Origin of the sequence: Enterococcus ratti, from assembly GCF_001886195.1 — a bacterium.
Taxonomy (GTDB): Bacteria; Bacillota; Bacilli; order Lactobacillales; family Enterococcaceae; genus Enterococcus_B; species Enterococcus_B ratti.
Window position 1 is genome coordinate 134906 of the sequence record NZ_JXLB01000004.1, and the last position, 10895, is coordinate 145800.

Below are 10895 nucleotides of genomic sequence, written 5' to 3' on the forward strand. Positions count from 1 at the left end.
ACGATTTTTCTTTTTGATAGGTTCATCCTTTAACTGATCCGACTAATGCTCCTTTTACAAAGTATTTTTGAACAAAAGGATAAGCCATTAGCATTGGAACAGTTGCAATGACGATAACTGCCATTTTGATTGTTTGAGCTGGGGGAATGATATCCACGGCACTACTTTCTGCTTGCATTCCGCTTGATACGATAACAATTTGACGAAGTAAGATTTGAATGGGCCATTTTGAAGAATCGTTGATATATAAAATAGCTGTCATATAGGTGTTCCAATAAGTGACAGCGTAAAATAAAGAAATCGTAGCAATGGAAGGTAAAGCTAAAGGCAGCATGATTTTAAAAAAGACGCCAAAATCAGTACAACCGTCCATTTTTGCTGATTCTTCTAAACTATCCGGCAGAGCTTGAAAAAAGTTTCTCATGATGATCATGTTCATGGCATTAACGGTTACGGGTAAAATCATTGACCAATAAGAGTTGACTAATCCAAGAGATTTTACTACTAAGAATGTGGGAATCATTCCACCGCTAAATAGCATGGAGAAAACGACCATAAAGTTCACAAAACTTCTGCCAAATAAGTACTTTCTTGATAGACCGTACGCCATTAATGCGGTAGTGCACATGCTGACGATTGTTCCTACACCTGTGACTCCAATAGATACAGCTAAAGCTTTAAAGATGGTTGGGGTAGATAAAATATAATGATAGGCATCTAATGAAAAGGTTGTAGGAAACAAAATAAATTTTTTTTCAACGACTTCTTGGGTTGAAGCAAATGAAGTTGCAATGATATTCAAAAATGGCAAAATACAGATCAAAGCAAGTAAGATTAAAAACACTGTGTTAAAAATGGTAAAGCTTTTTTCACCAAGTGAGACTTTTTTCATAATGATAAATTCTCCTCCTTTAAGAAAGTAAAATATTTGTGTATACGCTTAATTTATCATTTGGTCAAAATTACGTACATAATCATTTTTTAGGAAGTCAAAAAAGCAACTTTCAAGTTTGTTGTTGCTTGTAAAAAAAGCTTTTTTGTAAGCGTTCTATATGTCGTAGAAATGATTATATACGTAATGAAGGTGATTCTTTATGATAGAAACATAAGCAAAAAAATCATAATAAGGAGGGGCTTATGGAAAGTGCAAAAAACACAGAATCGTTTCAATTATCGCTATCTAAAGAAGAAAAAATACGAAAACGAAAGAAAACGATCGCAAGAATTAAAACCAATAAACTTTTATATTTAATGATCTTACCGGGAATATTGTATTTTGTGATATTTAAGTATTTACCGATGGGTGGGTTGGTGATTGCCTTTCAAGATTATCAACCGTATCTTGGCATTTTAGGTAGCCCGTGGGTAGGTTTCAAACATTTTATTCGTTTATTTACAGAACCTACATTTTTTGTTTTATTAAGAAACACTTTGGTTTTATTTGGGTTAAATATTTTTGTATTTTTCCCCATGCCGATTATCTTGTCTCTTCTATTGAATGAAGTGACTAATAAACATTTAAAAAATGGTATTCAAACGATTATTTACGTTCCGCATTTCATGTCTTGGGTAATCATTGTATCTATTACTTATGTTTTTTTAAATGTAGATGGGGGAGTACTTAATGAACTTTTTGCTAATATGGGCATGGGAAAAATCAGTTTTTTAACTTCACCTGATTGGACGAGAATTGTTTATATCTGTCAAGTTATTTGGAAAGAGCTGGGCTGGTCAACGATTATCTATTTATCGGCGATTACAGCAGTAGATACGCAATTATATGAAGAGGCTGAAATGGATGGTGCAAGTAGATTGCGTAAGACTTGGCATGTGACGTTGCCTGCCATCAGACCAGTGATTATTACTTTGTTGATTTTAAAAATCGGTCATACGCTTGATCTTGGCTTTGAACATATGTATTTATTATTAAATGCGTTGAATCGAAGTGTGGCTGAGATATTTGACACGTATATCTACACGGCGGGACTTAAAAACGGTCAGTTGAGTTTTAGTACCGCAATGGGTTTATTTAAAGGAGTTGTTGGGTTATTCATGGTAGTAATCGCAAATAAGATTGCTAAAAAATTAGGAGAAGATGGTGTTTATTAAAAACAAGGAGGAGTGATGTAATGCTGCAATCATTGGATAAAATAAATAAATATTTGAATGGCATTTTGCGATTAGTTTATTTAAATTTTTTATGGAGTACTCTGATTATTATTGGATTGGGGATATTTACGTTTGGACCAGCCACTTATGCAATGGTAGCAGTCATTCGTCAATTGTTACGTTCTAAGGAGTCATTTTCAGTGACAAAAGCTTATTTTAATTATTTTAAAGAAAATTATCGTGAATCGCTGGTGATGAGTTGGATCTACGGTAGTATTGGAGGAATATTAATTGTTGATCTCTTATTTGTACAAAATTGGTATTTAAGGGTTGCTTTGTTGGTTGTTACCTTCTTTTATCTTTTATCTGCTATCTATATCTATCCAATTATGGCTCATTATGAATGGAAAGGCTATTTTTTTAAGATGAAAATGGCGTTTTTGTTTGGTTTTTCGCACTTACACTGTACGCTTGTTTTGATCGTCGTTTTAATAGGCGTGTACGTGATATTTATTCAAGCTATTCCAGGGATTTTAATGTTTATTGGTGGTAGTTTCTTCTATTTCATGATTACTTGGATGACCAATCAGATTTTTTATCGATTGGAATGGAAGAACTCACATATAAAGAATAGAAAAATAATAACAATTGTAAAGGAGAAAATTTATGAAAAAAGCAATGCTCGTAAAATTAGGTCTTAGTTTTGCAGGGATGTTTGTATTAACGGCTTGTGGCAACAGTTCAAACAATCAGTCAACTGAAACAAAAGATGGGAAAACAAAAATCACTTGGCTGAATATTTTACATACTCCGTCACCGCCAACGGATACAATTGTAGACTTGATTGAAGAAAAAACCAATACAGAACTCACGTTTAATTGGATACCAGATGCTTCAAAAGAAGAACGATTAACGACAGCGTTAGCTTCAAATGAGCTGGGCGATATTGTAACGCTTCAAATTGCGATGTTAAAAAATTCCTCTGTGCGTAATGCATTGAAGTCGGGCGTGTTTTGGGATGTTTCCAACTACCTGTCTGATTATAAAAATTTAAGTAAAATCTCTGAAGATCGAATAAATGCCGCCAAGATTGATGGAGCGTTGTACGGGGTGCCAGTGCAAAAAGATTATGCACGTGCTGGTTTAGTTATTCGAAAAGATTGGTTAGATAATTTGGGGTTAGAAGTTCCCACAACGTTGGAAGAGTTATATGAAGTAGCAAAACAATTTACGGAAAATGATCCAGATGGGAACGGAGTAGATGATACGGTTGGTTTTGGTGATCGTGCGCCGAGTGATATCCGTTATACAAGCTTTAAATTGTTTACTTCTTATTTTGGCGCGCCTAACGGTTGGTCAGTAGATGAGAATGGAAAATTTACTCCGGAATTTGATACTAAAGAGTATATGAAAGCATTGAATTATTCAAGGGAATTATATAAAAATGGGTATCTTTCTCAAGATTTTGCAGTCACACAAAAAACAGATCAGCAAGAACAGTTTGCTCAAGGGAAAACTGGAATTTACACTGGAATGATTGACATTAAGAACTTAAAGACGATGGGTAGAGGGATACAAGATGAAATGAAATTGGTTCCTGTGAATAAAATTTCTGACGGCAAAGATGGAAAATATCATGTGTGGTCCGAAGGAAATGGTGTAGGAGGACTATTAGCTTTTCCTAAATCTTCGGTAAAAGACGAAGCACATTTAAAAAAATTGTTGCAATTTGTCGATGATTTATTGGAAGAAGATGTTTATAAACTGATGACTGGTGGCGTTGAAGGAAAACACTATGAAATTCAAGAAGATGGAGCAATTAAATATATTGACATGGATCTATGGCAGCAAGACGTCCAACCACTTTCTAGTTCAAGACCAAGTGAAATTACGTTTTCTTTCAAAGATGCAGATCCTGAAAAAGAATTAGCCAATCAACTAGTAAAAGAAAATGCTGATTTTGCTGTGTTAGATCCAACAGTACCTTTAGATTCAGAAAAAAATAATGAAGTGGGTTCAGAAATTGAAAAGATCGTGATTGATGCTACTGTGCAATATATCATGGGACAAATTGATGAAGCAGGATTTAAAAAAGCAGTAGCCGAATGGAAAGCACAAGGCGGCGACCAAATAACGAAAGAGTATGAAGCTGCTTATAAAGCTGCACAAAAATAAATAGATCATCTGCTTTCTCTGCTACATAAAGGAGTTTTAGAAAAAGCCGTTTCTCTCTGGGAGGAAAGAAACGACAGTGAGAACGGTTTTTCATATAAGCGTTAGTAAAAATTGTAAATGTTTACTTAAGAAAATATATAAAGCTTAGTTTTGATAGTAAGTAAATGGTAAAGGAGAAAAATGGTGAAAAAATTGTCTCAAAAATTAGCAAATAGTATCATAGAACGCACGCCACATCTATATGAAGAAAAATGGTATAACGGAAAATGGTCGTATGATTATGGTGTGGTACTAAAAGGGTTTCAAAAGTTATGGGAAAAAACAAAAGAACAACGATATTTTGACTTTATCAAAAAAAACATTGATTATTTTGTGCAAGAAGATGGAACAATTCGTGGATATAGTGTGAAAGAATTCAATATCGATCATGTAAATACTGGAAAGCTATTTTTTGTACTTTATCAAGAAACTGATGAAGTCAAATACAAAAAAGCTGCGAAATTATTGTTCGAACAGCTAAGTCATCATCCCCGAACATCAGAAGGAGCGTTTTGGCATAAAGAAATCTATCCTTATCAAATTTGGTTGGATGGTCTTTATATGGGGGCACCATTTTATGCAGAATTCATTTATACATTTGCCGAAGAAAAAAACTATCAGGATGTTTTACGTCAATTTGAAATTAGCTATGCTCACTTACTTGATTCTAAAACTAAGCTGTTGATCCACGCTTGGGATGAGAAAAAAGTTCAACCTTGGGCCGATCCCCAAACGGGCTTATCTCATCATTTTTGGAGTCGTTCCATCGGATGGTATTTAATGGCTGCCATAGATACGTACGAACTTTTACATAAAAAGACAGATTGCTTACTGTTGAAAGAGATTTTAGTAACCACACTTCAAGCGTTATTGTCTTATCAAGACAAGCAAAGTGGTACGTGGTATCAAGTAACGACTGAAACGCATCGTAAAGGCAATTATTTAGAAGCATCTGGCAGCTGTATGTTTGTGTATGTCATGGCTAAAGCAGTTCGTTTAGGAATACTGAAAAAAGAAGAATGGTTGGAACAAATTCAAAAATCTTATCATGGGTTACTATCTGAATTTGTGTTAGAGACAAAAGAAGGTTGGCTTAATTTAAACAAAAATTGTCAAGTTGCTGGACTTGGCGGAGCTAATCAGCGTGACGGTTCTTACGCTTATTATATTAGTGAACCAATTGTTTGTAATGACCAAAAAGGTGTAGGCTCCTTTTTACAAGCATTGGTTGAAGTGGAGGAATTATAATAATGGCTTATGACATTTTAGCATTTGGTGCCTCAACGAAAATTCTCAATACGGAAGCAATCCAGCAGGCAATTGATTTGGCAAGTAAAAACGGTGGTGGGCAAGTGAAGATTCCGGCAGGAGAATTTTTAACGGGTGCATTATTTTTGAAAACGAATGTTGAACTGCATCTATCTGCGGGAGCAATACTAAAATTTTCAGATAATCCTAAAGATTATCCAGTAGTAATGTCTCGCTGGGAAGGCGTTCATCGAGAAGTTTATGCTTCTTGTATTTATGCTCAAGAGCAAATGAACATTGCAATTACTGGTTTAGGGACTTTAGATGGAAATGGAATGAAGTGGTGGGATACTTTTAGAGATGCTCCTGAAAATTTGGCTTATCCTCGTCCTAAATTAGTTAGTTTTCATGATTGTCAGCGCATTATCATGAAAGATATTCAATTAATCAATTCTCCTAGTTGGACGATCAATCCAATTTTGTGCAGAAATCTTACTTTTGATAACTTAATAATTTTAAATCCAGCCGATTCACCCAATACGGATGGAATTGACCCGGAATCTTGTGAGAATGTACGGATCAGTAATTGTCATATTGATGTAGGGGATGATTGTATCGCAATTAAATCTGGAACGGAAGACCTTAAGGAAAAAATTCCTTGTGAAAATATCACTATCACTATCACTAATTGTACAATGGTTCATGGACATGGTGGAGTCGTTTTAGGCAGTGAAATGAGTGGAGATATTCGCAATATAGTTCTTTCTAATTGTGTTTTTCAAGAAACTGACCGAGGCATTAGACTGAAATCAAGACGTGGGCGCGGTGGAATAGTTGAAGATATACGCATTAATAATATCGTTATGGATCAAGTCATGTGTCCGTTTATCTTAAATCTTTATTATTTTTACGGTCCGCGTGGCAAAGAACCTTATGTTTGGAAAAAGACAGTTTACCCAATTGACGAACGTACCCCACAGTTTCGTAGGATCCATTTTTCTGATATTACAGCAAGAAATGTTCATGCAGCGGCTGGTTTTATTTATGGATTGGCTGAACAATTCATTCAGGAGCTTACGTTTGATCGGATTGATATTTCTATGGCTCAAAAAGCAAAACCGGGAATTCCAGCAATGATGACTGGGCTAAGTGTTATGAGTAAGCAAGGGTTTTATCTTGGTTTTTCAAAAAATATCGCTTTTCATCAAGTATCACTTGAAAATCACGAAGGACCAGCTTTTTTATTAGAAAATACCCAGCAAATAGAAATTACCAAGTTACGTTCAACGCAATCAAACGATTTAAATGAGCTAATTGTAGAAAAAAAGAGTGCGTATGAGACTGATTAAATTACTAGGTATGCCTTCTTGTAATAAAAAAGCACAAGGGAAAAAGCTGGCAAGAAAAAGAATGGATGGTTACTTCATCGAAACCTATCAATTAGAGCTAAATGAATTAGAAACAGTACCAGCTATCTTTGCGTTTCCAGATAAAACTGGTCCTTTTCCCACAGTGATTTATCTTCATTCACATGGCGGTAACTTTTCTATGGGAAAAAGTGAATTATTGAATGGTGAAAATTATCTTTCAAATCCTTCGTTTGCCAAGACGTTGACGGATATGGGCTATGCAGTTTGGGCTATTGATGCGTGGGGATTTGAAGAACGAGGCGGAATATCAGAAAGTGAGTTGTACAAGTATTTTTTATTAACCGGCAAGACGCTATGGGGCATGAGAATTTTTGACGTGATTCGTTTGATTGACTATTTAGAAACAAGAGAAGACATTGACATGAAAAGAATAGCAACTATTGGAATGTCAATGGGGGGACTACTAAGCTGGTGGACGAGTGCACTGGATAAGAGAGTAAAAGTATGTATTGATTTAGCAGCTCAAGTTGATATTGAAACATTACTTGAACATCGTCGGTTAGACCATCATGGCTATTATTACTATGTTCCTAATTTACTGACGAGATATTCAACCTTACAAATTCAAGCAAAAATTGTACCTAGGTATCGACTTAGTTTAGTTGGGAAAAATGATACGATGTGTATAAATGAAGGTGTTATTAAATTAAGGCAAGGATTAAGTAGACTATATGAAAGTCAAGGCTATCCTGAAAGATTTATTTCTTATTCTGTAACAGGTGGACATATGGAAACCCAAGAAATGAGAAGGATTTGGCAAGATGTTTTAAAGGGGTGGTTATAGTATGGAAATCGCGATAACAGTCAGTAAAAAACAGTCAAAAAATACAGATGATTTCACGACGATACAAGCCGGCATTGCATACTTAATGAAGCAGCCCAAAAAAAGTAAGAAGATTTTATTTATTGAAGAAGGCGTCTATTTTGAAAATATTGAAAGTCGACTATCTAATTTTTCAATGATCGGTCATGGAAAAGTGGAAATAATTAGCAACCGCTACGCTAAACAAAGATTAGGAAACGGGGAGGCACGTGGTACATTTCGAACGAGTACAGTTTTTGTAGAAGGAACAGCGATTACATTGGAAAATTTATCCATTTCCAACATCGCAGGACATGGTGAAAAAGTAGGACAAGCTATAGCTTTATTTAATATGGGGCATCAAACAATTGTGAAAAATTGCCGATTAAGTGGTCATCAAGATACGCTTTGTACAGGTCCTTTGCCATCAATGCAAAAAGACGGTACGCCATTTATCACCCCAGCCTATTATTCGCGCCACTTTTGTCAGCAAGTCTATGAAAATTGCTGGATAGAAGGAACCGTTGATTTTATTTTTGGCGGCGCACAGGCAGATTTTATCCATTGTCAGATTCATAGTCGACAAAGTAAAAATTTTGGGTATATCACAGCTGCCTCTACTCCTTTGAACCAAGCAAAAGGATATCATTTTAAAAGCTGTATGATTACGGCAGACAATCAGACGGCGCCTGTTTATTTAGGGCGTCCGTGGCGTTCTTTTGCGCAAGTTATTTTTGAAAATTGTCAGATAGCCGAGCATATTCATCCATCTGGGTGGAACAACTGGCAAAAGAAAGAAAATGAACGCAGTGTTTGCTTTGTCGAACGAAAGAATCAATATCAAGGAACAGTAAATAGGCCTCCATGGATAACGATTGAGATGAGGTAAAAAGATGAAAAGAAAATGGGAAGTAGTAACAGGTATAATGGGTGGAAGCTTGGCGCTAGTATTTTTTGGTGGATTAGCAGTCACGTTGAAAAATATGTCAATGACAGATTTTAAAAAAAGCTACTATGCATTGAAATTAGAATCAACAGGAACTTTAGAGCATACTTTTTACTTGCTACAAGATATGACAAAATTATTTGCCATTCTACTCTTTTTTTCATTGATTGTTCTTGTTATCGCAATTTTTTTATCTATCAAAGAAAAATATCTGGTCATTGCGGCTAGTTTATATTTTATAGCTGGAGTAATTTTACTATTTGGCACACAATTGATTGCTTTTCCAATGGTATTCTTTTATTTTATTTCTGCTCTGTTAACGATCAATCGAATCAAAGATAAGAAAGGAAGGGCAAACAATGTTTGAAACAAAAGTAGAAAATCCTATTTTAAGAGGATTTAATCCAGACCCCAATATTTTAAGAGTCAATGAAACTTATTATATTGTTGTGTCTTCTTTTGAATGGCTACCAGGTGCAAGGGTTTATGAATCAATAGACTTAGTCAATTGGCGACATGTAACAGATCTTTTGCATCATCAAGTGGATTTAACTGGCAACCCAATTAATGGAAGTATTTGGGCACCCCAACTAAGCCATGCAGACGATTTGTTTTATTTTGTATATACAGATGTCAAAAGTATAACTCGTCCATTTAAGGATGTCCACAATTATTTAATGACTGCTAAAGATATTTCAGGACCGTGGTCTGCACCTATTTATTTAAATAGCAGTGGTTTTGATCCCTCATTATTTCATGACGAACGTACGGGAAAAAAATGGCTTGTTAATGAGCAGTGGGATTACCGATTAAATACACCTAATAAATCAACAGGGATTGTTTTACAAGAATATGATTTAAAAAAAGAAATGTTGACAGGACCTATTTACCCCATATTTTCTGGAACAACTCTTGCTAAAACAGAAGCCCCACATATCTATTTTGAAAATGGCTATTATTATTTATTAACAGCAGAAGGAGGAACTGGAAAAGGACATTCTGTTATTGTTTGTCGAAGCAAAAAAATTACAGGCCCTTACGAATTAGATCCGCATTCGCCTATTTTAACTGCAAGTGACAAACCTAATTCTCCTTTGCAATGTACAGGTCACGGCAGTTTAGTTCAAACGAAAAACGGGACATGGTATATGGCTTATTTATGTACAAGACCGCTGGAAGATGCAGCAATTTTAGGGAGAGAAACAGCGATTCAAGAAGTTTATTGGACAAAAGATCACTGGTTGAGGCTTAAAGGAAAGAAAAGCATTCCTCAAAAAGAGATAACGATTCAGACGACAAATGAAACCAAGCAGCAGATGAATCACTATTTTTTAGATACATTTGAACATGGAATCAGTCCAAAATGGATGCACGTCGTATTTTGCCCAGCGAGACATGGTGTGAGACACACAGTCGTTTGAAACATTTAAGAATCTATTCAGGAGAATCTCTCCAATCAACTTTCGATCACCATTTACTTGCAATACGTCAAACTGATTTTTCTTTTGAAGCAACTACAGCTCTTGAGTATAAACCAACAAATTTTAATCAAATGGCTGGATTAGTCCTCTATCTAAATGAAGAAAATTATTATTATTGTTACGTGACATGGGACGAAAAGATAGGAAAATGTTTACGAATGATTCAATCGATCAAAGGAGAAGTATATTTAGATCCTTGGATTGCACCTTTGTTTAATCGAAAAACATATTTGAAAATTGATGTCAATAATAAGAATGCTCAGTTTTATTTGAAAGAAATAGAAAATGCTCAGTGGAAAATAGTTGGAGCGATTAAGGATATGACGACACTAAGTGGAGGATTTACAGGGAATTTTGTAGGAATCAGTGTACACGATCTTAATAAAAAACGAGGGAGTTATGCTGATTTCTCATTTTTTGAATACAAAGGAAAAGATTAGTAAGGTATGTGAGAAAAGGAAAATAAGTAGGTAATGATACATCTAGATAAGGTCTAGCTAAAATTATTTTTTAACTTGACCTTTTATTTTTTTGTGATAGTTTAAATTGAGTTGTCAACATGAAAATATTAATGAAACTTATTTAGAAAAAATCATTGACAAACATAAAATTGCATGATAATATAACTAAGTCTTTTGAAAAGAATCACTTTTAAAGCTTGGTTT

At 34.9% G+C, this 10895-nt stretch carries 9 protein-coding genes and 1 pseudogene; 9 read left to right on the forward strand and 1 reads right to left on the reverse strand.

Features of this window, described 5'->3' with window-relative positions; translation table 11 throughout:
- Positions 1 to 22: 22 nt before the first annotated feature.
- On the reverse strand, positions 23 to 895 hold the full coding sequence (locus RV14_RS03055) for a carbohydrate ABC transporter permease (protein WP_071854841.1): 873 nt from the start codon (positions 893 to 895) through the stop codon (positions 23 to 25).
- 242 nt (positions 896 to 1137) lie between these two features.
- On the opposite strand from RV14_RS03055, the gene RV14_RS03060 reads away from it, so the two are divergent.
- The 9 genes and pseudogenes from RV14_RS03060 (at position 1138) to RV14_RS03100 (ending at position 10670) form a co-directional block, all read left to right on the forward strand.
- Entirely contained in the window at positions 1138 to 2109 is a 972-nt protein-coding gene (locus RV14_RS03060) for an ABC transporter permease (protein ID WP_071854842.1), read from the forward strand.
- Between the two features lie 20 nt (positions 2110 to 2129).
- A complete protein-coding gene (locus tag RV14_RS03065; protein ID WP_071854843.1) occupies positions 2130 to 2810 on the forward strand; it encodes a YesL family protein in 681 nt (226 codons plus the stop codon).
- On the forward strand, positions 2776 to 4284 hold the full coding sequence (locus tag RV14_RS03070; protein WP_071854844.1) for an extracellular solute-binding protein: 1509 nt from the start codon (positions 2776 to 2778) through the stop codon (positions 4282 to 4284). Before RV14_RS03065 ends, RV14_RS03070 begins: the two co-directional genes overlap by 35 nt.
- Before the next feature lie 180 nt (positions 4285 to 4464).
- Positions 4465 to 5571 carry a glycoside hydrolase family 88/105 protein gene (locus tag RV14_RS03075; protein ID WP_071854845.1) on the forward strand — a complete coding sequence of 369 codons (1107 nt, stop codon included), beginning with the start codon at positions 4465 to 4467 and terminating at the stop codon, positions 5569 to 5571.
- Positions 5572 to 5573: 2 nt separating this feature from the next.
- Positions 5574 to 6920 carry a glycoside hydrolase family 28 protein gene (locus tag RV14_RS03080; RefSeq protein ID WP_071854846.1) on the forward strand — a complete coding sequence of 449 codons (1347 nt, stop codon included), beginning with the start codon at positions 5574 to 5576 and terminating at the stop codon, positions 6918 to 6920.
- Positions 6907 to 7785 (forward strand): dienelactone hydrolase family protein, encoded by an 879-nt coding sequence (locus RV14_RS03085; RefSeq protein WP_071854847.1) that lies wholly within the window; start codon positions 6907 to 6909, stop codon positions 7783 to 7785. The genes RV14_RS03080 and RV14_RS03085 overlap by 14 nt, the downstream gene beginning before the upstream one ends.
- A gap of 1 nt (position 7786) precedes the next feature.
- Positions 7787 to 8692, forward strand: a complete 906-nt coding sequence (locus RV14_RS03090) for a pectinesterase family protein (RefSeq protein ID WP_071854848.1) — start codon at positions 7787 to 7789, stop codon at positions 8690 to 8692.
- A 4-nt stretch (positions 8693 to 8696) separates the two neighbouring features.
- Entirely contained in the window at positions 8697 to 9116 is a 420-nt protein-coding gene (locus RV14_RS03095) for a DUF4064 domain-containing protein (RefSeq protein WP_071854849.1), read from the forward strand.
- Positions 9109 to 10670 (forward strand): annotated as a pseudogene (locus RV14_RS03100) (glycoside hydrolase family 43 protein). Before RV14_RS03095 ends, RV14_RS03100 begins: the two are co-directional and overlap by 8 nt.
- The last annotated feature ends 225 nt before the right edge of the window (positions 10671 to 10895 follow it).

Bases quoted from the DNA above. Each gene is read 5' to 3' on its own strand.
- RV14_RS03060 (WP_071854842.1), top strand. From the start codon at position 1,138: ATGGAAAGTGCAAAAAACACAGAATCGTTTCAATTATCGCTATCTAAA.
- RV14_RS03065 (WP_071854843.1), top strand. From the start codon at position 2,130: ATGCTGCAATCATTGGATAAAATAAATAAATATTTGAATGGCATTTTG.
- RV14_RS03070 (WP_071854844.1), top strand. From the start codon at position 2,776: ATGAAAAAAGCAATGCTCGTAAAATTAGGTCTTAGTTTTGCAGGGATG.
- RV14_RS03075 (WP_071854845.1), top strand. From the start codon at position 4,465: ATGGTGAAAAAATTGTCTCAAAAATTAGCAAATAGTATCATAGAACGC.
- RV14_RS03080 (WP_071854846.1), top strand. From the start codon at position 5,574: ATGGCTTATGACATTTTAGCATTTGGTGCCTCAACGAAAATTCTCAAT.
- RV14_RS03085 (WP_071854847.1), top strand. From the start codon at position 6,907: ATGAGACTGATTAAATTACTAGGTATGCCTTCTTGTAATAAAAAAGCA.
- RV14_RS03090 (WP_071854848.1), top strand. From the start codon at position 7,787: ATGGAAATCGCGATAACAGTCAGTAAAAAACAGTCAAAAAATACAGAT.
- RV14_RS03095 (WP_071854849.1), top strand. From the start codon at position 8,697: ATGAAAAGAAAATGGGAAGTAGTAACAGGTATAATGGGTGGAAGCTTG.